Genomic DNA, 26,793 nt, shown 5'->3' with positions numbered 1-26,793 from the left:
ACAGCACGGACACAAAAACAACAAACCGTCAAAGAGGCAACTATGCGTAAACCAGAACTAGCCGCCGCTATCGCCGAAAAGGCCGATCTCACCAAGGAACAGGCCAATCGCGTTCTCAACGCCCTGTTGGATGAAATCACCGGCGCGCTGAACCGCAAGGACAGCGTGACCCTGGTCGGTTTCGGCACCTTCCTGCAACGCCATCGCGGAGCCCGCACGGGGAAGAACCCGCAGACCGGCCAGCCGGTGAAGATCAAGGCCAGCAACACCGTCGCCTTCAAGCCGGGCAAGGCCCTGCGCGACGCGGTCAACTGACCGCCGAGAGCCCGGAGTCAGAGCGGCTCCGGGCTTCGTCGAAGACGCTTCCGCGCTCATCGAAAGGACAGCTGTAGTCCTCCTCGCGAACAGCTACAATGCGCCGCTCATCTCCCCGGATATCGAGGCGCGTGCATGAAATTTCGTCTTCTCCTGTGGATGCTTGGTCGCCTGATGGCCAAGGCCAGCCGCGACAATCCCGCTTTCCAGAAGCAGCTCGACGGCAAGGACCTGGTGTTCCAGTTGCATACCCTCGACGGCAAGGTGGCGCGCCACTACCTGGTCAGGGACCTGCGCGTCAGCAGCAAGCGCGGTACCCATCCGCAACCGGCATTTTCCCTGGGGTTCAAGGACGGAGCCTACGGTTTCGCCGCGATGACTTCGAAGAACCCGCAGTTGGCCTTCATGCAGGGCATCCAGAACAAGGACATCCAGATACAGGGCAATCCGGCGCTGGTGATCTGGTTCCAGGGTCTGGTGAAGTACCTCAAGCCGAAGAAGAAGGCTCCGGAGAAGAAAGCCGCCTGAGGGCGGCTTTCGATCTCATCCGGGCTGCGGCCGCAGCCTTTCGGTAGTGCGTTTCGCAGCGGACTACCCGGTCACCCCGGCAAGCGATTGAACTGGGCCGCCAGTTCGCGCAGGGCCGCTTCCGCTTCCAGCACCTTTTTCACGGCGTCCCCGGCCTTCTCCGGGGTGATCCCCAGGCGCTCGTACAATGCCGCCGGAATCGCTTGCTGCGGGCCATCGCCGATGCCGCTGTTGCGCAGCAACCGGTTGGTCAGGCAGATCAGGTTGGCGTAGACCGCGTTCGGCCCGGTGTAGCTGGGGTCCTGCTGGAAGCGCAGGGCGCAATAGAGGTCGTCAGGCATGTCCCAGACGCGCATCAGCCAGGCGCCGATCTGCTCGCGGGTGATCCCCAGCAGGTGCTGTTCGATATAGGCATGGCCGAGGTGCGGGTTGACCTCCAGGTGCCGGCAGATCAGCGAGAAATGCGGCGGGAAGACATGCGCCAGGACCAGGTAGCCGAAATTGTGCAGCAGGCCGCCCAGGTAGCTCAGGCCGGACTCCGGGCGCAGCTCGCGCGGCATGGCGCGGGTCAGGCCCTCGATCACCGCGGCGGTGTAGATCGCTTGCTGCCAGTAGGGCGTGGCCTGCTGTGGCTGGTCCTTGGGTAGGCTCAGGCTCTTGCCCAGGGCGAGGCCGAGGGCCAGGTTGATCACCAGGTCGAAACCGAGGACGCGGACGATCGCGTCTTCCACCGAGCGGATCTTGCCCGGAGCGGCGTAGTAGGGCGAGGCCGCCCAACTGACCACCTGGGCGGCGAGCGCCGGATCGGTTTCCACCAGGCCGGTGATGTCGTCGACGCTGGCGTTGGGGTCGACCCGCAGCTTGATGATCTTCTGCGCCGTCTGCGGCAGCGGTGGAATCTCGATGGTCTGCTCCAGGCGCTGCTGGATGCGCCGGGCGGTGAAGGCCTGCACGGCCTGGCTGATTTCCGCGCGGTCGTCGTCCGGGCGGTCAAGGTTCAGGTTGATGTTTTCCAGCGGTTCGCCGAAGCGCGCGGCGCTGGCCTTGCCCAGCAGGCCGCGGAAGTCGTTGCTGGCGATCTCCAGGAGGATGCCGGGCTGGCCGGACTCGATCAGCAGGCGCGGTTCCTGCAACAGGCGCTCGTCGTACAGGCAGGGCGAACTGGTCAGGGGCGGCAACGCCGGCAGGCGGTGCAACTCGTGCTTGCCGAGCATTCGTTCCAGGCGCTCGGGCTTGATCGCCAGCAGCTTGCGGCCGGTCAGTTCGGTGAGCCGGGCGAGGTCCAGCAACTGGCTCTGCGGGAACAGCACCAGCAGGGTGCCGACGGCGTCGTCCAGCAGCACCGCCTGGACCCGGCGGGCGGCAGGCAGCTCCGCGCTGTCGCTGACCTCGCGGCAGGCGATGCCTAGCTTGGCGAGCAGCTGGAGGATGACCTGGGGGGCGTGCGGAGCATCGGCGGAGGCCAGGGCGGCTTCTGTCATGACGAGACCATGCGAGCTGGATTTTCCCTCAGTATAACCAGAGCTGCTTCAAGACTGAGACCTACGCCGGTCAGCGAGAGCGAAATAGATCACACTTGACCGTATTGCTGGCCGTGGCGCAACCACCGTTCGAGCAGCGGGCTGACATGCTGCGGCCAGTGCGCCAGGAGGGATTGGGCGGCATCGCGGACCGCCGGCAGCAGGTCTGCGTCGCGCATCAGGTCGGCGACCTTGAATTGCAGCAGGCCGGTTTGGCGGGTGCCGAGCATTTCGCCGGGGCCGCGCAATTCCAGGTCCTTCTCGGCGATGACGAAGCCGTCGCTGGTTTCGCGCATGATGCCCAGCCGCTCGCGGCCGATCTGCGACAGCGGTGGGTGGTAGAGCAGCACGCAGTGGCTGGCGGCGCTGCCCCGGCCAACCCGGCCGCGCAACTGGTGCAGTTGGGCCAGGCCAAGGCGCTCGGGGTTCTCGATGATCATCAGGCTGGCGTTGGGCACGTCGACGCCGACCTCGATCACCGTGGTCGCCACCAGCAGTTGCAACATGCCTTCCTTGAAGGCCTCCATCACCACGGCCTTGTCCGCCGGCTTCATGCGCCCGTGGATCAGGCCGACACGCAGTTCGCCCAGCGCCGAGGAAAGCTCTTCGTAGGTGGTCTCGGCGGCCTGGCAGGTAAGCTCCTCGGACTCTTCGATCAGGGTACACACCCAGTAGGCCTGGCGCCCTTCGCGGCAAGCCGCGCGGACTCGCTCGATCACCTCGATACGGCGGCTGTCGGCCACCAGCACGGTATTCACCGGGGTACGCCCGGGCGGCAGCTCGTCGAGGATCGAGGTGTCGAGGTCGGCATAGGCGCTCATCGCCAGGGTCCGTGGGATCGGCGTGGCGGTCATGATCAACTGGTGTGGGCAGAGCCTGCCGTCCACGCCCTTCTGGCGCAGGGCCAGGCGCTGCTGCACGCCGAAGCGGTGCTGTTCGTCGATGATCGCCAGTGCAAGGCGCTTGAATTTCACTTCATCCTGGAACAGCGCGTGGGTGCCGACCACCATCGGCGCGCCGTCGCCGATGCGTTCCAGTGCCGCCGCGCGGGCCTTGCCCTTGAGCTTGCCGGCCAGCCAGGCGACTTCGATGTCCAGCGGCTGGAGCCACTTGCTGAAGTTGAGGAAATGCTGCTCGGCGAGGATCTCGGTCGGCGCCATCAGCGCCACCTGGTAGCCGGCCTCTATGGCTTGCAGGGCGGCGAGGGCGGCGACCACGGTCTTGCCGGCACCGACGTCGCCTTGCACCAGGCGCAGCATCGGCTCGTCCTGGGCCAGGTCGTAGGCGATCTCCGCGCCGACCCGGCGTTGCGCGCCGGTCGGCTGGAAGCCGAGGTTGGCAAGGAAGCGTTTCGGCAAGCGGCTGGCCGCCGGCAAGCGCGGCGCTGCCTGCGAGCGCACGGCTTCGCGCAGGCGCTGCAGGGATAACTGGTGGGTCAGCAGTTCTTCGAAGGCCAGGCGCAACTGCGCCCAGTGCCGGCCTTCGGCCAGTTCCTCGATGTCGGCATCCGGCGGCGGCCGGTGCAGGTAGCGGATCGCCTGGTCGAGCGGGCCAAGTTGGTAGTCGCGGGCCAGTTCCGCCGGCAGCCAGTCGGGCAGGCTGCTGGGGCCGAGCATGGCCAGGGCCTGTTGGCTCAACTGGCGCAGGCGCTGCTGGGTGAGGCCCTCGGTAGTCGGGTAGATCGGCGTCAGGGTCTGCTCCACCGGAATCGGCTCGTCGCCGTTCAGCGCGCGGTATTCCGGATGGTAGATCTCCAGGCCCGAGGCACCCGGCCGGACTTCGCCGTAGCAGCGCAGGTGGGTGCCGCGCTTGAGACCGTCCTTCTGCGCCTGGCTGAAATGGTAGAAGCGCAGGCTCAGGGTGCCGCTGCCGTCCTGCAGGCGCACCAGCAGGCTGCGGCGGCGCCCCATCACCACGTCGGCGCTGGCCACCACGCCCTCGACCACCGCGTCGGCCCCTGGCCGCAGGGCGCCGATGGCGGTGACGCGGGTACGGTCCTGGTAGCGCAGGGGCAGGTGGAACAGGATATCCTGCAGGGTTTCCAGGCCTACCCGAGCGAGCTTCTCCGCCAGCGCGGCGCCTACGCCCTTTAGCGCGGTGACCGGGACCCTGGACAGCTCGGTCATGCGATTTGCGGTTGTTCCTGGGTTTGCGGACGGGCCACCGAGCACAGGCGGATCGAGTCGGCCAGCACTTCGATGGCGCGTGGACGCGGGAAGCTGGCGCGCCAGGCGATGGCAACGGTACGGAACGGCACCGGCGCGCTGAACGGGCGCACTTCGATGACGCCCGGCGCGTAGTGGTGGCTGTCCACCGCGGAGAACGGCAGCACCGAGACGCCCAGTCCGGAGGCGACCATGTGGCGGATGGTCTCCAGCGACGAGGACTCCACCGTGGTGTGCTTGTTCTCGTCGCCCTTGCGCACGGTCGGGCAGGCTTCCAGCACCTGGTCGCGGAAGCAGTGGCCTTCGCCGAGCAGGAGCAGGCTCTTGTCGTTGAGCAGCTCGGAATCGATGCTGGCCTTGGCGGTCCAAGGATGGTCGGCCGGCATCAGCACATAGAAGGGCTCGTCGAACAGCGGCTTGGTCAGGACGTCGGCTTCCTGGAACGGCAGGGCGATGATGATCGCGTCGAGTTCGCCGGTACGCAGCTTGTCGCGGAGGATATGGGTGAAGTTCTCCTCGATGTACAGCGGCATCTGCGGCGCGACCCGGTGCAGCTGGGGAATCAGGTGCGGGAACAGGTAGGGACCGATGGTGTAGATGGCGCCGACCTTCAGCGGCGCGGCCAACTGGTTCTTGCCGGCTTGGGCCAGCTCGCGGATGCCCTGGGCCTGTTCGAGGACCTTCTGCGCCTGGGCGACGATGCCTTCGCCCACTGGCGTCAGGCGCACGGCGCTCTTGCTGCGCTCGAAGATCAGCACCCCCAGCTCGTCCTCGAGCTTCTTCACGCCGACCGAGAGGGTCGGTTGGCTGACGTGGCAACGCTCGGCGGCGCGGCCGAAGTGTTGTTCCTGGGCGAGGGTGACGATGTAGCGCAGTTCGGTGAGGGTCATGGCTGCTCATCCGTTAAGATCGGCCAAGCATAGCGGCTGCACCGCCGCGAACCAACCTCCGGGGGCATGATCGGGCGTGCATTGCAGACGATTCGACGCCTACACTGCCCGCCTTGTTGTAGGAAGGAGACGGCTTCATGTCGCAAACAGTGATGATCGCCGGCTGCGGCGATGTCGGCGGGCGCCTCGGCGAGGCGCTGCTGGCCGATGGCTGGCGGGTCCATGGCCTGCGTCGCTCGGTGGACGCCTTGCCGCAGGGGATCCTGCCGGTGGCTGGCGATCTGCAGGCTCCGGAGTGTCCCGCGCAGTGGCCGAGCGAGCCGCTCGACTACCTGGTGTACAGCGCCGCCGCCAGTCAGCACGACGAGGCTGGCTACCGTGCCGCCTACGTCGACGGCCTGCGCCATGTGCTGGGCTGGTTGCAGGCCCGCGGCCAGCGGCCCAGGCGCCTGCTGTTCGTCTCCAGCACCGGGGTCTACGCGCAGACCGATGGCGGCTGGATCGACGAGGAGTCGCCGGCGCTTTCCCAGGCCTATTCCGGACGGATCATGCTCGACGCCGAGCAGGTCGCGCTGGACAGCGGGATACCGGCTACCCGCGTGCGCCTGGCCGGCATCTACGGTCCGGGGCGGGAGTGGCTGCTCAACCAGGTGCGCCAGGGGTACCGGGTGGTCAGCGAGCCGCCCCTGTATGCCAACCGGATCCACGCCGACGATGCGGCCGGGCTGCTGGCCTTCCTGTTGCGCGCCGATGCCGGCGGCCAGGCGTTGGAGGACTGCTACATCGGTGTCGACGACGCGCCCGTGGCGATGCACGAGGTGGTCGACTACCTGCGCCAGCGCCTGGGCGTCAGCCAATGGGCCGACGAACATTCGGTACGCCGCGCCGGCAGCAAGCGTTGCAGCAATCGCCGCGCCCGGGCGCTCGGCTGGGTGCCGCGCTATCCCAGCTACCGCGAGGGCTACGCGGCGGTACTCGGGGACGCCTGATGGCTGCCAACCGGTTGTTGGCGCGTCCCTGGCTGCCTGGCGTGGAGCTGTTCCATGCGGACTTCTCCGGCCAGGCGTTCGGCCGCCACAGCCATTCGGCCTTCGCCATCGGCTCGATCCTCCACGGCGTCGGCGGCTACCAGTGCCGCGGGCGGCGCCATGCGCTGCCGGCCGGCACCCTGTCGCTGATGAACCCGGAAGAGCCACATACCGGGCACGCCGAATCCGAGCGGCTGGTCTACCGGATGCTCTATGTCGAGGAAACGCGCCTGCTCGGCCTGCTCGGCCGCAAACAGTTGCCGCGCGGCTTCGGCGAACTGAACCCGGCCGACGACGGCAGCGTGGCGGCTGGCCTGGAGTGGCTGGCCGAGGATTTCCAGCGCAGCGACGCATTGGGGTTGGAAAGCCGCCTGCTGGCCTTGCTCGAACAGGTCTTCGTGCGCCACGGCGGCTTGCGCCCGGCGGCTGCGGCGCCCCGCGACGGCGGAACCACCGCACGCCTGCGCGATTACCTGGAGGCGCATGCCACCGAGGCGCTCGGTCTGGACCAACTGGCGCAGTTGCTGCAGCGCCACCCGCGCCACCTGATCGAGGCTTTCCGGCGTGCCTACGGCGTGCCGCCGCATACCTACCAACTGCAATGCCGGGTGCGCCAGGCCAAGCGCCTGTTGCTGGAAGAACGGCCGCTGGCGGAACTCGCCCAGCACCTCGGCTTCTACGACCAGGCGCACTTCTCCACGACCTTCCGGCGTTTCACCGGGGTCACTCCGGGGCAGTTCCGGCGCAGCGCCAAGACCTGAGTTTTTTCCAATACGGCGCCCGCCGTGCTGCACAGACTGGAGGCCTTCGCGTTTCGAGGGGCCTTCATGTTCGCCGCGTTCGTCCTTGTCGCCAGTACCCATTTCGCCGCCCTGCTGTCGCCGGGGCCGGACTTCTTCCTGTTGGTGCGCGCCGCCGTGCTGCGCGGCCGGCGCCAGGCCGACGGGGTGGCCGCCGGCATCGCCCTGGCCAACCTCCTGAGCATGCTGCTGGTGCTCGGCCTGTTGGCCAGCGTGCCGGACTCGGCGCACAGCGCCTTGCGCTGGCTGCAGGCGCTCGGCGGACTGTACTTCCTCTGGCTGGCGGGCCAGGCGCTGCTTGCGCAGAGGCGACTGGAAATGCCGGCGCAGCGCGACGTCCCGTCCCGCGGCGGCTATCTGCGCGGGCTGCGCGACGGCCTGCTGGCGAGCAGCCTGAATCCCAAGCTGCCGATCTTCTATGCGGGGCTGTTCGGCGTGCTGGCGCGCTTCAGCCTGCCGGGCTGGGCGCTGGCCTTGTGCCTGGCGTGGATGAGCTTGGCGGTGCTGTGCTGGGACATGGCGCTGGTTCGCCTGCTGGACAGGCCGCGCTGGCGCGGCTGGTTGCAACGGAGGGTAGGTGCGCTGGACCGGCTGTGCGGCGTCCTGCTGCTGGCGCTGGGCGGCTGGCTGGTGCTGGCCGCCCTCTGAGAGGCCTCAGCGCTCCAGCAGCCAGACGCGCTTGCCGGGCACGTAGCTGGGCATCTCGTTGGCGCCGGCGGTATTGACCGCTTCGAACAGTTGCAGCTCGTCGTCGTCGAGGCTGAACAGCAATTCGCGGCCGCGGTTGCCTTGTTGCAGCCAGATGCTGTCGTTGTCGCCGCTCATCGCTGCGCAATCGCCGGCCAGGCACAGCGCGTAGCGTTCGGCGCCGGGCAGACCGCTGACCAGGCCATTGGCCTGGAACTCGACCTTGCCGCCCTGGCCCTGGCCTTCGCGGATCTTCCAGCTGCCCTTCAGATAGCTGCCATACAAGGCCCGCTCGAAACCGCTGCCGGCAGGGCTGTTGGCCGCGGGTTGCGGGTCGAGACGGCGGAAACGCTGTTCCGGGCCGTTGGCGCTGGCCTGCTGGATCAGCTCCTTGCCGTCCAGTTCGAGACTCTCCTGGTTGTCGTCGCCATAGAAGGCAACCTTCCAGTGCTCGTCATCGCTCTTGCTCAGGGTCCCTTCGCCCAGTTCGAAGCCGTTGCTGAAGGTGGCTTCGCCTGCCTTGCTGTCGAGCTTCCATTCCAGGTTCGGGCCATAGGCGAGCAGGGCCTCGCGCAGCTTGCCGTCCTTGCTCGCGGCGTCGATCGCGGCCTGGTTGATCCAGGTGCCGGACGGATCGGCCGTGCCGGCGCAGCCGGCCAGCAGGGTGGCGGCTGCGGCGAGGAAAATCACGCGGCGCATCGTGCTACTCCATGCAGAGCGACGGGGCCTTGGGCCCCGTCGCGAACATCCGGCTTACTCGAGGACGACGATGGCGTCCATTTCCACCTGTGCGCCCTTCGGCAGGGCGGCTACGCCGATAGCGGCGCGCGCCGGGTAGGGCTGGGTGAAGTAGCGGCCCATGATCTCGTTGACCTTGGCGAAGTGCGACAGGTCGGTGAGGAAGATGTTCAGCTTGGCGACGTCGTGCAGGTAGCCGCCGGAAGCCTCGATCACCGCCTTGAGGTTCTCGAACACCTGGACGGTCTGCTCCTCGAAGCCTTCCACCAGTTCCATGGTCTTCGGGTCCAGCGGGATCTGCCCGGACACGTAGACGGTATTGCCGGCCTTGATGGCCTGGGAGTAGGTGCCGATGGCGGCCGGGGCGTTGTCGGTGTGGATAACGGTCTTGGTCATGGGAACTCCTTGCTGAAATCGAGTGGGCGCGGGGGCGCCGGATGACACAGGAAAAAGCGGGTCAGCTACGCAGGCGGGTGATCCGGATCACTCCCTTGAGGGCGCGCAGCTTCTTGATGACGCGGGCCAGGTGGACGCGATCGTGCACGCTGACGACCAGCTGGACCACGCTGATGCGGCCGTCGCGCTCGTCCATGCTGATCTTCTCGATGTTGCCGTCGGCCGCGTTGACGCTGGTGGCGAGCAGGGCGATCAGGCCACGCTGGTGCTCCAGCTCGACGCGCAGTTCGACATTGAATTCGCCGGTGACATCCTTGGCCCAGCTGAGCTGGATGCATTTTTCCGGGTTGTGGCGTACTTCGCTGATGTTCTTGCAGCTTTCCAGGTGCACCACCATGCCCTTGCCGGCGGACAGGTGGCCAACGATCGGGTCGCCGGGAATCGGCGTGCAGCACTTGGCGTAGCTCAGGACCAGGCCTTCGGTGCCGCGGATCGCCAGCGGACCCTCGGCGCTTGGCGCTTCCTCGCCCTCGCTGGACAGTAGGCGGCGGGCGACCACGTAGGCCATGCGGTTGCCCAGGCCGATCTCTTCCAGCAGGTCCTCGAAGACTTCCATGCGGTACTCGGCGAGCACGGCCTGGATGCGTTCCTGGGGAATCTTCTCGAGGTGGCTGTCGAAGCCGGTAAGGGTCTTGTTCAGCAGGCGCTCGCCGAGGTTGATCGACTCGGAGCGGCGTTGCAGCTTGAGCGCATGGCGGATATGGGTGCGCGCCTTGCCGGTGACCACGAAGCTCAGCCAGGCCGGGTTCGGCCGGGCGCCCGGGGCGGTGACGATTTCCACCGTCTGGCCGCTCTGCAACGGCTCGGAGAGCGGCGCCAGGCGACGGTTGATGCGGCAGGCGATGCAACTGTTGCCGACGTCGGTGTGCACCGCGTAGGCGAAGTCGACCGCGGTGGAACCCTTGGGCAGTTCCATGATGCGGCCCTTGGGCGTGAACACGTAGACCTCGTCCGGGAACAGGTCGATCTTCACGTTCTCGATGAATTCCAGCGAGTTGCCGGCGCGCTGCTGCAGTTCCAGCACGCCCTTCACCCATTGCCGGGCGCGGGCATGGGTGCCCTTGGGCGTCTCGTCGTTGGACTTGTACAGCCAGTGCGCGGCGATCCCGTGGTTGGCCATCTCTTCCATCTCGCGGGTACGGATCTGGATCTCGATGGGCACCCCGTGCATGCCGAACAGGGTGGTATGCAGCGACTGGTAGCCGTTGGCCTTGGGAATCGCGATGTAGTCCTTGAAGCGTCCGGGGAACGGCTTGTACAGGCTGTGCACGGCGCCCAGCACGCGATAGCAGGTATCGACCTTGTCGACGATGATGCGGAAGGCGTAGACGTCCATGATCTCGTTGAACGCCTTACGCTTGCCGCGCATCTTCTGGTAGATGCTGTAGAGGTGCTTCTCGCGGCCGATCACCTGGCCTTCCATGCCTTCGCGGGCGAGGCAGTTGACCAGCGACTCCTGGATCTTGCCGACGATCTCGCGGCGGTTGCCGCGGGCCTTCTTCACCGCCTGGCGGATGCGCTCGGCGCGCATCGGGTGCATGGCCTTGAAACCTAGGTCCTCGAACTCCACGCGCATGGTGTGCATGCCCAGGCGGTTGGCGATGGGCGCGTAGATTTCCAGGGTTTCCTTGGCGATGCGCCGGCGCTTTTCGCCGGACAGCACCTCGAGGGTGCGCATGTTGTGCAGGCGGTCGGCCAGCTTGACCAGGATCACGCGGATGTCGCGGGCCATGGCCATGGCCATCTTCTGGAAGTTCTCGGCCTGGGCCTCGGCCTTGGTCTCGAAGTTCATCTGGGTCAGCTTGCTGACCCCGTCGACCAGTTCCGAAACCGTCTCGCCGAACTGCGCGGTGAGCGCTTCCTTGGCGATGCCGGTGTCCTCGATCACGTCGTGCAGCATCGCGGCCATCAGGCTCTGATGGTCCATGTGCATGTCGGCGAGGATGTTGGAGACCGCCAGCGGGTGGGTCACGTACGGTTCGCCGCTGCGGCGGCGTTGCCCGTCGTGGGCCTGCTCGGCGTAGTAGTAGGCGCGGCGGACCAGGTTGACCTGGTCCGGCCCGAGGTAGCTCGACAGTCTGTCGGCGAAGGCGTCTATGCCCGGCAAGGGTTCACCCCCTGCCCGTAGGCGGGTTGCGGCGCTCGCAGGCGACGTCGAGCCGAGGCCATGGCTTACAGGGCCTCGGTGTTGGCCTCGTCGTCGAACGCTGCGAACAGCGGTTCGTCCTCGACGATGTCTTCCTGCTGGACGACGTTCTCATCGACCAGGCCGGAAGCGATCTCGCGCAGGGCGACGACGGTCGGCTTGTCGTTTTCCCAGGCCACTTTCGGCTCCTTGCCGCCGGTAGCCAGCTGACGGGCGCGCTTGGTGGCGAGCATGACCAGCTCGAAACGGTTATCGACGTTGTCCAGGCAGTCTTCAACGGTGACGCGGGCCATGGTGTTCCTCGTAACGAAAAGTGAGCCCGACGTTTGCCGGGCGGACTGAATAGTCTAAAAAATCGCCAATCTTTATGGAAGAGCCGATTTAGGCGAGCAGACGACCGAGCAGTTCGGCGTGGCGTTGCTGCTGGGCGTCCTGGCGCAACTGGCGGGCGCGGAAGATCGCCTTGAGGTCGTCCAGGGCGTGGGCGAAATCGTCGTTGATCACCAGGTGATCGTACTCCACGTAGTGGCTCATTTCGCTGACGGCTTCGCGCATGCGCCGCTCGATCACCTCGTCGCTGTCCTGGCCGCGGTTGGTCAGGCGCTGGCGCAGGGCTTCCTGGCTCGGCGGGAGGATGAAGATCGATTGGGCCTCGGGCATCAGCCGGCGCACCTGCTGGGCGCCCTGCCAGTCGATCTCGAGGATCAGGTCGAGGCCTTCGGCGAGGGTTTTCTCGACCCAGCGCTGCGAGGTGCCGTAGAGGTTGCCGAAGACTTCGGCGTGCTCGAGGAACTCGTTGCGTTCGAGCATGGCGAGGAATTCCTCGCGGCTGGTGAAGTGGTAGTTGACCCCGTCCACCTCGCCCGGACGCATGCCGCGGGTGGTATGGGAGACGGACACGCGGACCTCGGGGGCGGCGTCGAGCAGGGCCTTCACCAGGCTGGTCTTGCCGGCGCCGGAGGGAGCGGAAACGATGTACAGGGTGCCGGACATGAGGTGTTCCTGGTGCTTCGTACGGGTTGGAAAGAGATCGGGCGGAGGCGCCCGCCGGTCATTCGATGTTCTGGACCTGCTCGCGCATCTGCTCGATCAGGACCTTGAGGTTGACCGCCGCCTGGGTCGAGCGCGGGTCGAACGCCTTGGAGCCTAGAGTGTTGGCTTCCCGGTTGAGTTCCTGCATCAGGAAGTCCAGGCGCCGACCGGCGGCGCCGCCGGCCTTGAGGACCCGGCGGACCTCGCCGACGTGGGTGGCGAGGCGGTCCAGCTCCTCGGCGACATCGCTCTTCTGCGCCAGCAGGACCAGTTCCTGCTCCAGGCGCTGCGGATCGAGTTCGGCCTTGAGTTCGGCGAAGCGGTCGAGGATCTTCTGCCGCTGGTTGGCCAGCATGGTCGGCACCAGTTCGCGCAGGTTGCCGACTTCCACCAGCATCGCGTCGAGCCGATCGTTGAGCAGCTTCGCCAGCTCCTGGCCTTCGCGCGAGCGGCCGGCCTTGAGTTGCTCCAGGGCCTGGCCGAAGGCTTCCAGGGCGGCGGCGTTGAGCGCCTGCGGATCGGCCGAGTCGGCCACCAGTACGCCGGGCCAGGCCAGCACGGCGAGCGGATCGAGAGGCGCCGGCTGGCGGATCAGGGCGGCTACGCCTTCGGCGGCGGCGACCAGTTGGCGGGCGCGCTCCTGATCGACCTGCAGGCTCTTGCCGGCGGTTTCCTCGGCGAAGCGCAGGGTGCATTCCACCTTGCCACGCGACAGGCCCTGGCGCAGCGCCTCGCGCACCGCGCCTTCGAGGTCGCGGAAGGCGTCGGGCAGGCGCAGGTGGGGCTCCAGGTAACGGTGGTTGACCGAGCGCAGCTCCCAGCTCAGGGTGCCGTGGGTACCGGCCTGCTCGACGCGGGCGAAGGCGGTCATGCTGTGCACCATGGGTCTACCTCGATAGTCGTGTGGGGAGTGCGTTCGGCGCCGGACGCGCGCGGCTGCCGTGATTCGAGCCGGGCATTGTAACCCACGTCCGGCGGGGCCCGCACGCCGACGGTGGTTGAGAGCCCGGGCTGGCCTCTATAATGGCGGCCAATTCCGCTTTCTCAGTACAGGATATCCACGATGAATCGTCCCAGTGGCCGTGCCGCCGACCAGCTGCGCCCGATCCGCATCACCCGCCATTACACCAAGCACGCAGAAGGTTCGGTGCTGGTCGAGTTCGGCGATACCAAGGTGATCTGCACCGTCAGCGCCGAGTCCGGGGTGCCGCGCTTCCTCAAGGGCCAGGGCCAGGGTTGGTTGACCGCCGAGTACGGCATGCTGCCGCGCTCCACCGGCGAGCGTAACCAGCGCGAGGCCAGCCGCGGCAAGCAGGGCGGTCGTACCCTGGAGATCCAGCGCCTGATCGGCCGCTCCCTGCGAGCGGCGCTGGACCTCAGCAAGCTCGGCGAGAACACCCTGTACATCGACTGCGACGTGATCCAGGCCGACGGCGGCACCCGCACCGCCTCGATCACCGGCGCCACCGTGGCGCTGATCGACGCCCTGGCGGTGCTGAAGAAGCGTGGCGCGCTCAAGGGCAATCCGCTGAAGCAAATGGTCGCCGCCGTTTCCGTGGGCATCTACCAGGGCGTGCCGGTCCTCGACCTGGACTACCTGGAGGATTCCGCCGCGGAAACCGACCTGAACGTAGTGATGACCGATGCCGGCGGCTTCATCGAGGTGCAGGGAACCGCCGAAGGCGCGCCGTTCCGTCCCGCCGAGCTGAACGCCATGCTCGAACTGGCCCAGCAGGGCATGCAGGAGCTGTTCGAACTTCAGCGCGCCGCGCTGGCCGAATGAGCAGACGCCCGGCACTGCCTGCCGGGCCCCGGAGAAGGAGCGCTACATGAACGATGTATCCGAAGAGGTCGCCGCGACCCCCGGCCAGGAAGCCCGGCAATGGGCGATGTTCTGCCATTTCGCGGCGTTCATCGGCCTGGTGTTTCCCTTCGGCAGCCTGCTCGGGCCGCTGATCGTCTGGCAACTCAAGCGCGAGAGCGATCCGTTCGTCGACGCCCAGGGCAAGGAAGCGCTGAACTTCCAGATCACCGTGGCGCTGGCGATGTTCGTCAGCTTCCTGCTGATGCTGGTGGTGATCGGCTTCTTCCTGCTCGGCCTGGTCTGCCTGGCGGCGCTGGTGTTGACCATCATCGCCGGCATCAAGGCCAACGAAGGCAAGGCCTATCGCTATCCGTTCTGCCTGCGGCTGATCAAGTAGGCCGCACGGGAAATAGAAAAGCCGGCGCATGCGCCGGCTTTTTCGTGTCTGACAGGGCTCAGATGCTCAACTGCCAGTCGTAGTCGACGATCAGCGGCGCATGCTGGGAGAAGCGCGGCTGGCGCGGCAGCTTGGCGTTGCGCACGAAGCGGCGCAGGCCGGGGGTCAGCACCTGGTAGTCGAAGCGCCAGCCGAGGTTGAGCATCTCGGCCTGTTCGCTGTCCGGCCACCAGCTGAACTGGTCGCCTTCGCGGCTGACTTCGCGCAGGGCGTCGGCATAGCCGAGGTTGCCGAACACTTCGTCCAGCCAGGCCCGTTCGGGCGCGAGGAAGCCCGGCATCTGCTGACATTCGCGCCAGTTCTTCACATCCATCTTCTGATGGGCGACGTACAGCGAGCCGCAGTAGATGTATTCGCGGCGCTTGCGACGCTGCTTGCTCAAGTAATGGGTGAAGTCGTCCATGAACTTGAATTTCTGGTTCAAGCTCTCGTCTCCGCTCTGCCCGGAAGGCAGCAGCAGGGTGGCGATACTCACCTTGTCGAAGTCGGCTTGCAGGTAGCGCCCGTAACGATCGGCCGTTTCGAAACCTAAGCCGCTGATCACAGCTTTGGGCTGCAAACGGCTGTAGAGTGCGACACCGCCCTGTTCGGGTAGCTCGGCATCGCAGGCATAAAGGAAGTAGCCGTCCAGTTGGAAGGACGGGTCATCCAGATCGAAGGCGGAGGCTCGGGTGTCCTGCAAGCAGATCACGTCGGCATTCTGTGCTTGCAGCCAACTGAGCAAACCGCGCTCGGCCGCAGCCTGAATACCATTCACGTTCACACTGATGATCCGCATAAATGGCCCCCAAAATCACGTGCGTGTATGATACCCGAGCTCAAACGGTTTAGCTAAATTCATGCGGCTTGGTGTCATTCATGCAGGCGTATCAGCGCGATTTCATTCGTTTCGCCATCGAGCGCGGGGTTCTGCGCTTCGGTGAGTTCACCCTCAAGTCCGGGCGCACCAGCCCCTATTTCTTCAATGCCGGCCTGTTCGACAGCGGCCTGGCGCTGGCCCGCCTGGGACGCTTCTACGCTGAGGCGGTGATCGACAGCGGAATCGACTTCGACGTCCTGTTCGGCCCGGCCTACAAGGGCATTCCCCTGGCCGCCACCACCGCGGTGGCCCTCGCCGAGCAGCACCAACGCGACCTGCCCTGGTGCTTCAACCGCAAGGAAGCCAAGGACCACGGCGAAGGCGGCACGCTGGTCGGCGCGCCGCTGAGCGGCCGGGTGCTGATCATCGACGACGTGATCACCGCCGGCACCGCGATCCGCGAAGTGATGCAGATCATCGACGCCCAGGGCGCCAGGGCCGCGGGCGTGCTGATCGCGCTGAACCGCCAGGAGCGCGGCAAGGGCGAGCTGTCGGCGATCCAGGAGGTCGAGCGCGACTTCGGCATGCCGGTGGTGAGCATCGTTTCCCTGGAGCAGGTGCTGGAATATCTTGCCGAAGATGCTGAACTGAAGAAGCATCTGCCGGCGGTAGAGGCCTATCGCGCCCAATACGGTATCTGAACCTTTCACAAGGGACTGGCATGGTCGGACAGGATGTAATGCGTTGCCTGATGGCCCTGGGGCTGGTGCTCCAGGGGCTTTCCTTCGGCGCCCAGGCGGCGCCGGGCGGAGCGGTGGAGCTGTACCGCTACGTCAACGACAAGGGCGTGGTGGTGCTCGACCGCCAGGGTGTGCCGCCGCAGTACATCGGCAAGGGCTACCAGGTCCTCAACGACCAGGGCCGGGTTATCCGCACCGTACCGCCGGCGCCGACCGCCGAGGAACTGCGGCAGCGCAAGGCGGCCCAAGCCCAGGCCAGCTCCGATGCGCAGCTGCTGCGCCTGTATTCCAGCCTCGAGGACGTCGACCGCGCTCGCGAACGGCGCCTGGCGGAACTGGACGGGCTGAGCAGCGTGGCGCGCGGCAACCTGCAGTCGCTCAAGCTGCAACAGGCCAACCTGCAAGGCCAGGCGGCCAACCAGGAGCGTGCCGGACGTCCGGTGGCGCAGGCGCTGGTGGACCAGTTGGACGATCTCAAGCAGGAGGAAAAGCGCCTGCAGGGCGAGATCGGGCGTTTCCAGAAGGCCCGCGAAGACGCGGAAAGAACCTATGCCGCCGACCGCGCGCGGCTCTCCCAGCTACTCGGCGTGAGTCCCTGATTCCACTGGCGACTGTCGCTCGAACGCCCTGATCTTCTCGCGCAGCCAGTCCGGCAGGGGCTGGCTCTGTCGCTCGTTCGCATCCGCATAGACGTAGACCAGCTCGCCGACGGTGAGCAACTGCTCGTCGCGCCAGATGCCCAGCTCGAAAACCAGGCTGCTGCGCCCCAGCCGCGCCACGCGGGTGCCGATGTCCAGCCAGTCGTCGAAATGCGCCGGGGCGCGGTATTCCAGGGTGCTCTTCACCGCGAACAGATCGCCTCCGCCGCGCAGCAGGTCGGCCGGGTAGGACATGCCGAGCTGGCGGTAGTACTCGGTGGTGGCGACGTCGAGATAGGTCAGATAGTTGCCGTTGAAGACGATGCCCTGCGGATCGACCTCCGCCCAGCGAACCCGCAGGGAATGGAAGAAGGTGTAGTTCTGGCGCTGTGCTGCGCTGCTCATGCCGGCTCCTCGACGCTGCTGCAGACATCGACTCTAGACCGCCATCGCGCGGTGCGAAAGGGCTGGCCGCAGAACCCCCCGTCGCTGGCCCGCATTGCCCTCATCCTCGGGGCGTCGCGGCCTTAGTGTTGTTCGACGAGAACGCACGCCGTGCGCAACGAGAGAGGAACACCATGTCGTCCACGCTCCGCCCCGGACCGGGCAACTCGCGCCTTTGCCGCCCGGGGTTGCTGCTTGCCCTGGGCCTGATGCTGGTGGCCTGCGGAGAATCCACGGAGCCGCCGGCGCGGGCCGCCGATTCCCAGCGTGTCCCTGCGGACCCTGCGTTGGCGCAGGTGTATTCCGCCAGTTGCAAGCTCTGTCACGCCAATCCCGCCTCCGGCGCGCCGCTGACCGGCGATGCCGCTGCCTGGGCGCCACGCCTGGCGCAGGGCATCGACACCCTGCTGGACCACAGCATCAACGGCTACAAGGGCATGCCACCCATGGGCATGTGCATGCAGTGCTCGGAAGAACAGTTCCGGGCTTTGATCGATTTCATGTCCGCAGCGCAGGACCGATAGGGGATACCGGCATGCCAAGTCATCTGTCGCGACGCCAGCTCCTGCAACGGGCGGGAGCGCTCGGTGCGTTCGCCGCCATGGTGGGAAACCCCGCGCTGGCGGAGTTGCTCCGCGCACCGCGCCTGATTCCCTGGCGCAACTGGTCCGGCGCGCAAAGCTGCCTGCCCCTGGCGCGGGAGGCACCGAAAGACCTCGACGAACTGGTCCGGATCATCCGCCAGGCGTCCGGCAGGATCCGCCCGGTGGGCTCCGGGCATTCGTTCAGCGCGTTGGTCCCGACCGACGGCACCCTGCTCTCGCTCGCCTACTTCAGCGGCTTGCTCAGCCACGACAGCGCGACCCTCCAGGCCGAGTTCGGCGGCGGTACGCCGATGTCGCAGATGGGCGCTCCGCTCAAGGAGATCGGCCAGGCGCTGGTGAACATGGCCGATATCGATTACCAGACCCTGGCCGGCGCCATCGCTACTTCCACCCATGGCACCGGGGTCGGCTTCGGTTCCTATTCCGCCCAGGTTCGCGGTTTGCAACTGGTCACCGCGAGCGGCGAGGTGCTCGAGTGCGACGCCAAGCGCAACGTGGAGGTGTTCGATGCCGCGCGGGTCTCGCTGGGGGCGCTGGGCGTCGTGACCCGGGTGCGCCTGCAGAACCGCGCGGCCTACCGCCTGCGTGAACGGCAGTGGATCGCCCGGACCGAGGAGTTGCTGGAGGACGTGGAGAAGAACACGCGCGAGAACCAGCACTGGGAGATGCTGGTGGTGACCCACTCCGACTACGCCCTGTCGATCGCCCTTAACGAGACCGACGAGCCGAAGACCCCGCCCCTGGACCCGGCGAAGGAAGGCGGCAACGAGTTCGTCGGCCTGATCGAAGGTCTCGACAAGTACCTCAGCGACTTCCCGGAGACCCGCCGCACCCTGCTCAACAGCCTGCGCCATTTCGCCCGCTTCGACGAGCGGGTCGACGATTCCTATGCGGTCTACGCCAACGTGCGCAACGTGCGCTTCAACGAGATGGAGTATTCGGTCCCCGCCGAGCATGGCCCCGCCTGCCTGCGGGAAATCCTCGCGCTGATCCGCGACAAGGACCTGCGCACCTGGTTTCCCATCGAGTACCGCTACGTGAAGGCCGACGACATTCCCCTGAGCATGTTCGAGGGCCGCGACAGTTGTTCCATTTCCGTGCATCAGCACTACAGCATGGACCACCACAACTTCTTCGCCGCGGTGGAACCGATCTTCTGGAAATACGCCGGGCGGCCGCACTGGGGCAAGCTGCATGGCCTCAACGCGCACCAGTTGCAGGGGCTCTATCCGCGCTGGAAGGCGTTCGCCGAGGTGCGCCAGGCGCTGGATCCCCGCGGGCGGTTCCTCAATGCGCACCTCTCTTCCATCCTGGGCGTGACCTGAAAGGAGCGACGCCGTGAATCGACGCAAGTTCATGTTCGCCGGCCTCGGGGCCGGCGCGCTGCTGGCGGGAACTGCCGCCTGGATGCGTCCCGCCGACCGTGGCGGGCCGTACGACGACTATTTCCGCGCGCTGAACCGCGAACTCAAGGCCAATGGCCCGATGTGCCCGGTGCTGCTCATCGACCTCGATCGCCTGGACCACAACATCGATGTGGTGATGCGTTCGGTCCGCCGCGGCGGCAAGCATCTGCGGCTGGTGGAGAAGTCGCTGCCCTCGCCCGGCCTGCTGGCGTACATCGCCAGGCGCGCCGGCACCCGGCGGCTGATGTCCTTCCACCAACCGTTCCTCAACCACGACGCGGTCGCTTTTGCGGATGCCGACATCCTCCTCGGCAAGCCGTTGCCGGTGCGTTCGGCGGAACTGTTCTACCGCGAGCACAAGGGCGCGTTCGACCCGGCGCGGCAGCTGCAATGGCTGATCGATACGCCGCAGCGCTTGCGTCAGTACCTGGCGCTGGCCCAGGGGCTGGGGACCCGGATGCGCGTCAACATCGAACTGGACGTCGGCCTGCATCGCGGCGGGGTGGCCGACCAGGCCGCGCTGGGTGAATTGCTGGCGCTGATCGCGGCGCATCCGCAGCACCTGGAGTTCGCCGGCTTCATGGGCTACGACCCCTTCGTCGGAATGGGTGTGCCGGGCATCCTCGGTTCGCCCGAAGAGCTGTTCGCCAAGGTCATGGCGCTCTACCAGGGACATGTCGACTTCGCCCGCCAGCGCTTCGCCGCGCTGTGGACGCCACAGCTGACCTTGAATACCGCCGGCAGCCCCAGCTATCGCATGCACGAGAAGGAAACGCTGAGCAGCGAGGTCTCGGTGGGCACCGCCATGCTCAAGCCGAGCCACTACGACCTGGCGTCCCTGGCCGAGCATGTGCCGGCCGTCTACATCGCCACGCCGGTACTCAAGAGCACCGGCGCGGTGCAGATCCCGGCGCTGGACGGCAAGTCGCGGCTGTTTTCCTGGTGGGACCCCAACCAGCGCGGCACCTTCTTCATCTACGGCGGCAACTGGATGGCCGACTTCGCCTCGCCCGAGGGACTGCGCAGCAACGGCATCTACGGGCGCAGCTCGAACCAGGAAATGGTCAACGGCTCGCCTTCGGTGGGCCTGGAGGTGGACGACCAGGTCTTCCTGCGGCCGACCCAGAGCGAGTCGGTGCTGCTGCAATTCGGCGACCTGCTGGCGCTGCGCGGCGGGCGGATCGTCGAGCGCTGGCCGGTTTACGCCTAGGACGCCTGGCGCTTTTCCTCGTCGATGGCGGCAGCCCGCGGATACCGGGCTGCCGCTTCGTTCCGATGCCTCAGAGTTCGAACGGAATGGTCAGCTTGGCCCAGAGCATGTCGCCCTCGGGGCGGTTCTCCACGTCGAATTCCTTGGCCCAGCGGATCTCCGCGCTGGCGTACTTGAGGAAGGTCAGGTGCACGGCCGGGCCGATGGCGAAGACCTGGCCGCGTACGCCATCGTCGACTTCCTCGCCGAAACCGAACACCCGTACGGTCTCGCCGTTCTGTTTGTCGTCGGTGGTCTGCTTGAGGTAGTAGCCGTTCAGGCCGAGGCGCAGGTTGTCGGTCACCCGATAGCTGGCGGAATAGTCGAAATGGAAGATCTGCCCCGAGCGATAGTCGGTGTCGTGGTTTTCCATGTTGAAGCTGTAGGTGGCCTTCAGCGACAGCTCGGTGCGTTCGGTGGGCAGCCAGGTGAAGGAGAACAGCGGCTTGTAGGTGTAGAAGTTGTTGCTGGTGTTGGCCAGCCGCTCGGCATCGTACTTGCCGGTGGGCACGGTGACCTCCACGGCGGCGGCCAGGGTCAGGTCCTTGCCCATGTCCCAGAGGATGATTGGCGCGAAGGTGGTGTCGCCCATGCTTTCCCGTTCGTCGCTCAGGCCGAACGCGGCCACCCGTTGGCGGAGATAGGGCTGGGCGATGTAGCCGCCCAGGCGCCCGCCGAAGATCCGCAGCGGGCTCAGGTAGTCCAGGCGAGGGATGATCGCATCCGAGCTGATCTTCACGTCGGACACCTTGCCGCCGAAGGAGCTGATGTTCAGCTTCCTGGCTTCGTAGTGGTTGTAGTAGACGTTGAAGGCGAACATGTGGTCCGGGAGGTTGTCGACGTCCAATGGCAGGGTGAAGAAACCGTCGGTTCCTGGACCTATGTTGTCCACGCCGCCTTCGCTGGCATGGGTGCAGCAGCTGAAGGCGAGGGTGACGCAGGCGGCCAGGCGCAGGGGCCTGCGGGGGTGGGTCGGGTTCATGGGCGGGCTCTTATTATTGTTTGGCGTGGCTCGGGGTACGGCATAGGAATAAGCCCTATCGACAGGCCGAGGCAGGGCATTGACGGTCAGCGAGGGGGGGATTTGCGGACACCGTGCAATGCTTTGTTACATCTGTGCGGAACGCTATATGATGGGACGCTCATCCCATGTCGCGATCCACCGCCAGAACAAGAACGAAGCCGAGACCGGCTCAGGATTTCGCCCATGCACAACAATGCCGCCGATGCGCGCTACGAACTCGCCCAGGTATCCACCTTCCTGCTGCAGACGCTGGCCGAGGTGGTCGAAGGCCATGGCGTCGATCCCGCGCGGCTGTGCCGGGGCCTGGGCTTCACCGTCGAAGACCTGCAGGACCCTACCCAGCGCATCTCCTACCGCCAGGCCGTGAGCATGATCCAGCGTGCCCTCCAGGCCCTGCCGGAGCGGGGACTGGGGCTGTGGGTCGGACACCAGAACGTGCTCGGCACCCTTGGCCTGCTGGGCCATGTGCTGTCGCTGTGCCGGACCCTGCGCGACGCGTTCGACATCGGCGTGCGCTACCAGCACAGCTCGGGCGGGATCGTCACCTCCAGCGTCTACCAGCAGGGCGAAACCTTCTTCGTCGAGGTCGAATGCCACCTGCCCAGCAGTGAGGTGCAGGTGTTCGCCATCGAGGAGTTCTTCGCCAGCCTGCTGGTGTATGGGCGTGCCCTGGTCAGCCCGGCGTTCGAACCGCTGGGCATCGAACTCATCCATGTCGCTCCGCCCTACGCGGGCGAGTACCTGCGCCTGCTGGGCCCCCAGGTACGCTTCGGCTGCCTGCACAACCGCATGGCGATCGCCAGCCACTGGCTGGACATGCGCCTGCCCAACCACAACCTGCCGGCGTTGCGCCAGGCGCTGGCCCTGCTGGAGCAGGAAAACACCCAGGTGCACCGGAAACTCGACCTGGTCCAGGCGGTGGAACGGGCCATCGCCCGCGACCTCAGCCTGGGCAGCCAGATCGAAAGGATTTCCGCCGAACTGAACATGAGCAGCCGCACCCTGCGGCGCCGGCTGGCCGAACACGGGCTGACCTTCGAGGCGTTGCTGGAGCAGGTGCGACGAGGGCGGGCGATGAGCCTGCTGGGCAACCCCGGGATGTCCATCGAACGTATCACCGAGGAAGTGGGATACCGTGACATCCGCAGTTTCAGGCGCGCTTTCAAGCGTTGGACGGGAGTGAGCCCGGCGACCTTCCGCAGCGAGGGTGCGAGCCCGCTGGAGCAGGCCTTCGCGCTGGCCGCGCGACGCTAAGGGAGAACCGTCATGGCGCGCCGGAGCGCGCCATGGCCGGGCGATCAGTGACGCTTGCGGTTGCTGATCAGGGTGCCGACGCCGCTGTCGGTGAAGATTTCCAGCAGCACGGCATTCGGCACCCGGCCATCGATGATGTGCGCGCTGGTCACGCCGCCCTGCACCGCTTCCAGGGCGCAGCGGATCTTCGGCAGCATGCCGCCGTAGATGGTGCCGTCGGCGATCAGCTCGTTGACCTGTTCGGTGGACAGCCCGGTCAGCACCTGGCCCTGCTTGTCCATCAGGCCGGCGATGTTGGTCAGCAGCATCAGTTTCTCGGCCTTCAGCGCTTCCGCCACCTTGCCGGCCACCAGGTCGGCATTGATGTTGTAGGACTCGCCGTTGCTGCCCACGCCGATCGGCGCGATCACCGGAATGAAGTCGCCCTTGACCAGCATGTTCAGCAGCCCGACGTTGACCCCGGTGACTTCGCCCACGTGGCCGATGTCGATGATCTCCGGCTTGGTCATCTCCGGGGTCTGGCGGGTCACGGTGAGCTTCTTCGCGCGGATCAGCTCGGCGTCCTTGCCGGTCAGGCCGATGGCGCTGCCGCCGTGGCGGTTGATCAGGTTGACGATGTCCTTGTTCACCTGGCCGCCGAGGACCATCTCCACCACGTCCATGGTCGCCGCGTCGGTGACGCGCATGCCGTCGATGAAGTGGCTCTCGATCGACAGGCGCTTGAGCAGGTCGCCGATCTGCGGGCCGCCGCCATGCACTACCACCGGGTTGATGCCGACCGCTTTCATCAGCACCACGTCGCGGGCGAAGCCGGCCTTCAGCTCCTCGCTCTCCATGGCGTTGCCGCCGTACTTGATCACCAGCGTCTTGCCGACGAAGCGGCGGATGTAGGGCAGGGCCTCGGAAAGGACCTTGGCAACCTGGGCGGCGTCATCGCGACTCAGGGTCATGGGGAGCTCCGACATGTCAGAAGGGCACGGGCAGCGAGGAATCCACTGCCTTCAGTTGGTTACGGAAGACGGTCTTGATGCGCTCCAGCTCTTCCTCGGTGTCCGCTTCGAAGCGCAGGACCAGCACGGGAGTGGTGTTGGAGGCGCGTACCAGGCCCCAGCCTTTGGGGTAGTCGACCCGCACGCCGTCGAGGGTGGTGATGTTGCCTTCGCCCCATTGGGCGTCGCGTTGCAGCGCCTCGATGATGGCGAACTTGCTGTCCTCGGTGACGGTGATGTTGATTTCCGGGGTGGAAATGTCGCTCGGGAAGGCCGAGAACACGTGCTCGCTGTCACGCTGATCCTGGCTGAGGATTTCCAGCAGGCGGGCGGCGCTGTAGATGCCATCGTCGAAGCCGAACCAGCGCTCCTTGAAGAACACGTGGCCGCTCATCTCGCCAGCCAGCAGGGCGCCGGTTTCCTTCATCTTCTTCTTGATCAGCGAGTGGCCGGTCTTCCACATCACCGGACGGCCGCCGTAGCCGCTGATCAGGGCGATCAGACGGCGGGTGCACTTGACGTCGAAGATGATGTCGGCCCCCGGGTTGCGCGAGACCACGTCCTTGGCGAACAGCATCAGCAGACGGTCCGGATAGATGATGGTACCGGTATTGGTGACCACGCCGACGCGATCGCCGTCGCCGTCGAAGGCCAGGCCCAGGTCGGCGTTCTCGGCCTTGACCTTGGCGATCAGGTCCTTCAGGTTCTCCGGCTTGCCCGGGTCCGGATGGTGGTTCGGGAAGTTGCCGTCGACCTCGCAGTACAGCGGGATCACGCTGCAGCCCAGGGCCTCGATCAACTGCGGGGCGATCACCCCGGCCACGCCGTTGCCGCAGTCGACCACCACCTTCATCGGCTTGGCCATGGCGATGTCGTCGCGGATCTGCTTGAAGTAGCGCGGCAGGATGTCGACCTGCTCTACGCTGCCGACGCCGGATGCCAGGTCGTTTTTCTCGATGCGCTCGCGCAGGGCCTGGATCTGCTCGTTGGCCAGGGTCTCGCCGGCGACCACGATCTTGAAGCCGTTGTAGTCCGGCGGGTTGTGGCTGCCGGTCAGCATCACCCCGGACTTGCCCTCGAGCACGTTGGCCGCGTAGTACAGCACCGGGGTAGGCACCATGCCCACGTCGCTGACCTGGCAACCGCAGTCCACCAGGCCCTGGATCAGCTGCTTGACCAGCTCGGGACCGGACAGGCGGCCATCGCGGCCGACAGCGACGCACGGTTCGCCGCGGGCGAGGCTTTCCGAGCCGATGGCGCGACCGATCCAGTAGGCGGTCTCGGCGGTGAGGGTATCGCCTACCACGCCACGGATGTCGTAGGCGCGGAAGATGCTGGCGGGCAGCGTCGGTGCTTTTGCAGTGCTCATGATGGGGGTTTGCTCCAATCCCAGGAGGTCCTGGTCTTCATCGAGAATGTCGATATCCAGAATGTCGGTGTTCTGGAACAACGGATCTGCCAATGCCGGCTCCTCGCGAGGAGGCGCTTTCGCCACCGCCACCGGCGCCACCGGCGCTGCCTTGGCAGGGCTGGGCACGCTGGTCGGCTCCGGCTTGCGCCGCGGCTGGCGGGCCAATGCCTGGATCAGCGGGGCGAAGCCCGGCAGGCTAGGCACAGGGGGTTTGGCAGTGCGTTGCCCGCCGAGTTCCTGAAGATACTGACCGAGGGTCAGGACATCCTGATGCAGGCGGCGCAACAGCGACGAACGGGTGAGGTAGGTGCCGAGGATGCCGCCGAGCAGCGCCAGCAGCGCCGCGAGTGCCAGCAGCAGCGGCGAGGCCTGGGTCGAAGCGACGCTGCCGGGCGTGTAGTTCAGTTTCCAGTTCGGATTGCCGCTGTCCAGCGCTTGCGCACCCTTGCCCGGCGCCGGCGTACCGCGTTGCAGCAGCACCTGGGCCGGTGCGCCGGAGAACTGCTGGACCAGTTGTACCTGGCCGGCATCGCCCGGCAAGGGCGGCAGGGCGCGCAGCAGCCGTTGCAGGTCGACCGCCAGCAGCAGCGTGCCTTGCAGGCTCTGGTCGGCGCCGCGCACCGGCGCGGCGCTGTACAGCAGCCAGCGCTGGCCGACCTTGTAGGCTTCGGCGGCGACGTTCTGGCCACTTTCCACCCGGTGCAGGATATCCAGGGCGGCGAAGCTGACCGGGCCGGGGCTGTCGTTGTCCTGGGCGGCCTGGCCGGGCGCGTTCAGGTGGGCATCGACCACGCCGTCCCAGGCCAGCAGGCTGCGCTGGGCGGCCTCGATGCGGGTGGCGTCGCCGCTTTGCAGGGCTTCGAGGGCGAGGGGGCTGGCCGCGGCGGCGCGGGTGTCGGCGGCGAGTTGCTGCAAGGCCTGGCGCAAGGCGCCGGCCTGGCCTTCGGCCCAGGCCGCGTCCAACTGGCGCTGCTGCGCCTCACCGGCGCCGCCGAAGACGCCGAACCAGAGCAGGGCGCCGGCGGCCGCCACGCCCAGTAGGCTGGCGCCTATGCCGGGCAGCAGGTCCTTGCCGTCAGCGCGTTCGGACGCTGCCTTGCGCGGCTTCTTTTCCGGTTCGAGCAGGTCGCCCAACTCGTTCCCATCCTTGGCGGTGCGCTGGAAAAGCTTCATGCCGCGTCTCCTCGGCGTCTCGTCCTGTGTTCGGGGTCAGTGGCTGCCGGAATGGCCGAAGCCGCCGGCGCCGCGCTGGCTTTCGTCGAACGCTTCGACCAGCTCGAAATGCGCCTGCACCACCGGCACCAGTACCAACTGCGCGATGCGCTCGCCGACGGCGATGGTGAACGGCGACTCGCCGCGGTTCCAGCACGACACCATCAGCTCGCCCTGGTAGTCCGAGTCGATCAGGCCGACCAGGTTGCCCAGCACGATGCCGTGCTTGTGCCCCAGGCCGGAGCGCGGCAGGACCAGGGCGGCGAGGCCGGGATCGGCGATGTAGATGGACAGGCCGGTGGGAATCAGCAGGGTCTGGCCCGGGCCGAGGACGCTGTCTTCCTTGAGCATGGCGCGCAGGTCCAGGCCGGCCGAGCCCGGCGTGGCGTACTGCGGGAGCGGGAAGTCGGAGCCCAGGCGGGGGTCGAGGATCTTGGCTTGGAGAGAGTGCATCAG

General features: G+C 66.6%; 28 protein-coding genes. 13 read left to right on the top strand and 15 right to left on the bottom strand.

Annotated features, from left to right (window positions below; all coding sequences use genetic code 11):
* The first annotated feature begins 42 nt into the window (after positions 1 to 42).
* Entirely contained in the window at positions 43 to 315 is a 273-nt protein-coding gene (locus LJF27_RS03380; RefSeq protein WP_003096630.1) for an HU family DNA-binding protein, read from the top strand.
* Positions 316 to 450: 135 nt separating this feature from the next.
* Complete coding sequence (locus LJF27_RS03375) at positions 451 to 843, top strand: hypothetical protein (protein WP_023115664.1); 393 nt, start codon at positions 451 to 453, stop codon at positions 841 to 843.
* Positions 844 to 914: 71 nt separating this feature from the next.
* On the opposite strand, the gene LJF27_RS03370 is transcribed toward LJF27_RS03375, so the two are convergent.
* The 3 genes from LJF27_RS03370 to oxyR all read right to left on the bottom strand — a co-directional run bounded on the left by LJF27_RS03370 (position 915) and on the right by oxyR (position 5,418).
* Complete coding sequence (locus tag LJF27_RS03370; protein ID WP_003098324.1) at positions 915 to 2,324, bottom strand: HDOD domain-containing protein; 1,410 nt, start codon at positions 2,322 to 2,324, stop codon at positions 915 to 917.
* A gap of 89 nt (positions 2,325 to 2,413) precedes the next feature.
* Positions 2,414 to 4,489: an ATP-dependent DNA helicase RecG gene (gene recG, locus LJF27_RS03365; protein ID WP_014603423.1), complete on the bottom strand. Its 2,076-nt coding sequence runs from the start codon at positions 4,487 to 4,489 to the stop codon at positions 2,414 to 2,416.
* On the bottom strand, positions 4,486 to 5,418 hold the full coding sequence (gene oxyR / locus LJF27_RS03360) for an oxidative stress transcriptional regulator OxyR (protein WP_003096622.1): 933 nt from the start codon (positions 5,416 to 5,418) through the stop codon (positions 4,486 to 4,488). Before oxyR ends, recG begins: the two co-directional genes overlap by 4 nt.
* Before the next feature lie 137 nt (positions 5,419 to 5,555).
* On the opposite strand from oxyR, the gene LJF27_RS03355 reads away from it, so the two are divergent.
* From LJF27_RS03355 to LJF27_RS03345, 3 genes are all read left to right on the top strand, one after another.
* Positions 5,556 to 6,407: an SDR family oxidoreductase gene (locus LJF27_RS03355; protein WP_003121310.1), complete on the top strand. Its 852-nt coding sequence runs from the start codon at positions 5,556 to 5,558 to the stop codon at positions 6,405 to 6,407.
* The gene (locus LJF27_RS03350; protein WP_003098321.1) at positions 6,407 to 7,207 is read left to right on the top strand and encodes an AraC family transcriptional regulator; all 801 of its coding nucleotides are present in this window, start codon (positions 6,407 to 6,409) and stop codon (positions 7,205 to 7,207) included. The genes LJF27_RS03355 and LJF27_RS03350 overlap by 1 nt, the downstream gene beginning before the upstream one ends.
* 66 nt (positions 7,208 to 7,273) lie before the next feature.
* On the top strand, positions 7,274 to 7,894 hold the full coding sequence (locus tag LJF27_RS03345; protein ID WP_023103599.1) for a LysE family translocator: 621 nt from the start codon (positions 7,274 to 7,276) through the stop codon (positions 7,892 to 7,894).
* A 6-nt stretch (positions 7,895 to 7,900) separates the two neighbouring features.
* On the opposite strand, the gene LJF27_RS03340 is transcribed toward LJF27_RS03345, so the two are convergent.
* The 6 genes from LJF27_RS03340 to LJF27_RS03315 all read right to left on the bottom strand — a co-directional run bounded on the left by LJF27_RS03340 (position 7,901) and on the right by LJF27_RS03315 (position 13,188).
* On the bottom strand, positions 7,901 to 8,632 hold the full coding sequence (locus LJF27_RS03340) for a hypothetical protein (protein ID WP_003096611.1): 732 nt from the start codon (positions 8,630 to 8,632) through the stop codon (positions 7,901 to 7,903).
* A 54-nt stretch (positions 8,633 to 8,686) separates the two neighbouring features.
* A complete protein-coding gene (locus tag LJF27_RS03335; protein WP_003096609.1) occupies positions 8,687 to 9,067 on the bottom strand; it encodes a RidA family protein in 381 nt (126 codons plus the stop codon).
* A 61-nt stretch (positions 9,068 to 9,128) separates the two neighbouring features.
* Positions 9,129 to 11,234 carry a bifunctional GTP diphosphokinase/guanosine-3',5'-bis pyrophosphate 3'-pyrophosphohydrolase gene (gene spoT / locus LJF27_RS03330; protein ID WP_003096603.1) on the bottom strand — a complete coding sequence of 702 codons (2,106 nt, stop codon included), beginning with the start codon at positions 11,232 to 11,234 and terminating at the stop codon, positions 9,129 to 9,131.
* 65 nt (positions 11,235 to 11,299) lie between these two features.
* Positions 11,300 to 11,566, bottom strand: a complete 267-nt coding sequence (gene rpoZ / locus LJF27_RS03325) for a DNA-directed RNA polymerase subunit omega (protein ID WP_003096602.1) — start codon at positions 11,564 to 11,566, stop codon at positions 11,300 to 11,302.
* A gap of 88 nt (positions 11,567 to 11,654) precedes the next feature.
* Positions 11,655 to 12,266: a guanylate kinase gene (gene gmk / locus LJF27_RS03320; RefSeq protein WP_003098317.1), complete on the bottom strand. Its 612-nt coding sequence runs from the start codon at positions 12,264 to 12,266 to the stop codon at positions 11,655 to 11,657.
* A gap of 58 nt (positions 12,267 to 12,324) precedes the next feature.
* A complete protein-coding gene (locus LJF27_RS03315) occupies positions 12,325 to 13,188 on the bottom strand; it encodes a YicC/YloC family endoribonuclease (protein ID WP_003096599.1) in 864 nt (287 codons plus the stop codon).
* A 180-nt stretch (positions 13,189 to 13,368) separates the two neighbouring features.
* Here LJF27_RS03315 and rph point away from each other — a divergent pair, with 180 nt between their 5' ends.
* The gene (gene rph, locus LJF27_RS03310; RefSeq protein ID WP_003096595.1) at positions 13,369 to 14,088 is read left to right on the top strand and encodes a ribonuclease PH; all 720 of its coding nucleotides are present in this window, start codon (positions 13,369 to 13,371) and stop codon (positions 14,086 to 14,088) included.
* 46 nt (positions 14,089 to 14,134) lie between these two features.
* A complete protein-coding gene (locus LJF27_RS03305; protein ID WP_003096590.1) occupies positions 14,135 to 14,506 on the top strand; it encodes a DUF4870 domain-containing protein in 372 nt (123 codons plus the stop codon).
* A gap of 58 nt (positions 14,507 to 14,564) precedes the next feature.
* Here LJF27_RS03305 and LJF27_RS03300 read toward each other — a convergent pair whose 3' ends face one another.
* Entirely contained in the window at positions 14,565 to 15,344 is a 780-nt protein-coding gene (locus LJF27_RS03300) for an exodeoxyribonuclease III (protein WP_003098313.1), read from the bottom strand.
* 80 nt (positions 15,345 to 15,424) lie between these two features.
* Between LJF27_RS03300 and pyrE the strand changes: the two genes are divergently transcribed.
* Positions 15,425 to 16,066: an orotate phosphoribosyltransferase gene (pyrE, locus tag LJF27_RS03295; protein ID WP_003096586.1), complete on the top strand. Its 642-nt coding sequence runs from the start codon at positions 15,425 to 15,427 to the stop codon at positions 16,064 to 16,066.
* Positions 16,067 to 16,086: 20 nt separating this feature from the next.
* Positions 16,087 to 16,704: a hypothetical protein gene (locus tag LJF27_RS03290; RefSeq protein WP_003161150.1), complete on the top strand. Its 618-nt coding sequence runs from the start codon at positions 16,087 to 16,089 to the stop codon at positions 16,702 to 16,704.
* Here LJF27_RS03290 and LJF27_RS03285 read toward each other — a convergent pair.
* Positions 16,684 to 17,148, bottom strand: a complete 465-nt coding sequence (locus LJF27_RS03285; RefSeq protein WP_003098308.1) for an acyl-CoA thioesterase — start codon at positions 17,146 to 17,148, stop codon at positions 16,684 to 16,686. The two genes, LJF27_RS03290 and LJF27_RS03285, sit on opposite strands and share 21 nt — an antisense overlap.
* Positions 17,149 to 17,321: 173 nt before the next feature.
* Here LJF27_RS03285 and LJF27_RS03280 point away from each other — a divergent pair, with 173 nt between their 5' ends.
* The 3 genes from LJF27_RS03280 (at position 17,322) to LJF27_RS03270 (ending at position 20,408) form a co-directional block, all read left to right on the top strand.
* The gene (locus tag LJF27_RS03280; RefSeq protein ID WP_003098306.1) at positions 17,322 to 17,711 is read left to right on the top strand and encodes a c-type cytochrome; all 390 of its coding nucleotides are present in this window, start codon (positions 17,322 to 17,324) and stop codon (positions 17,709 to 17,711) included.
* A gap of 77 nt (positions 17,712 to 17,788) precedes the next feature.
* On the top strand, positions 17,789 to 19,117 hold the full coding sequence (locus LJF27_RS03275) for a D-arabinono-1,4-lactone oxidase (protein ID WP_003098304.1): 1,329 nt from the start codon (positions 17,789 to 17,791) through the stop codon (positions 19,115 to 19,117).
* An 82-nt stretch (positions 19,118 to 19,199) separates the two neighbouring features.
* On the top strand, positions 19,200 to 20,408 hold the full coding sequence (locus LJF27_RS03270) for a DSD1 family PLP-dependent enzyme (RefSeq protein WP_003125846.1): 1,209 nt from the start codon (positions 19,200 to 19,202) through the stop codon (positions 20,406 to 20,408).
* Between the two features lie 70 nt (positions 20,409 to 20,478).
* Here the strand turns inward: LJF27_RS03270 and LJF27_RS03265 are convergent, their stop codons facing one another.
* Entirely contained in the window at positions 20,479 to 21,429 is a 951-nt protein-coding gene (locus tag LJF27_RS03265) for a SphA family protein (RefSeq protein WP_017001883.1), read from the bottom strand.
* Between the two features lie 225 nt (positions 21,430 to 21,654).
* On the opposite strand from LJF27_RS03265, the gene sphR reads away from it, so the two are divergent.
* Positions 21,655 to 22,725 carry an AraC family transcriptional regulator SphR gene (gene sphR / locus LJF27_RS03260; protein ID WP_017001884.1) on the top strand — a complete coding sequence of 357 codons (1,071 nt, stop codon included), beginning with the start codon at positions 21,655 to 21,657 and terminating at the stop codon, positions 22,723 to 22,725.
* A gap of 44 nt (positions 22,726 to 22,769) precedes the next feature.
* On the opposite strand, the gene argB is transcribed toward sphR, so the two are convergent.
* From argB to dut, 3 genes are read right to left on the bottom strand one after another with little or no spacing between them, the layout of a single operon-like run.
* Positions 22,770 to 23,675, bottom strand: a complete 906-nt coding sequence (argB, locus tag LJF27_RS03255; protein WP_003096572.1) for an acetylglutamate kinase — start codon at positions 23,673 to 23,675, stop codon at positions 22,770 to 22,772.
* 16 nt (positions 23,676 to 23,691) lie between these two features.
* Complete coding sequence (locus tag LJF27_RS03250) at positions 23,692 to 26,298, bottom strand: phosphomannomutase/phosphoglucomutase (protein ID WP_003114359.1); 2,607 nt, start codon at positions 26,296 to 26,298, stop codon at positions 23,692 to 23,694.
* A gap of 36 nt (positions 26,299 to 26,334) precedes the next feature.
* Complete coding sequence (gene dut, locus LJF27_RS03245; RefSeq protein ID WP_003098293.1) at positions 26,335 to 26,790, bottom strand: dUTP diphosphatase; 456 nt, start codon at positions 26,788 to 26,790, stop codon at positions 26,335 to 26,337.
* Positions 26,791 to 26,793: the final 3 nt, after the last annotated feature.

Source organism: Pseudomonas sp. 203-8 (genome assembly GCF_020708595.1).
Lineage (GTDB): Bacteria > Pseudomonadota > Gammaproteobacteria > Pseudomonadales > Pseudomonadaceae > Pseudomonas > Pseudomonas aeruginosa.
This window is presented reverse-complemented; position numbering and strand designations above follow the sequence as displayed.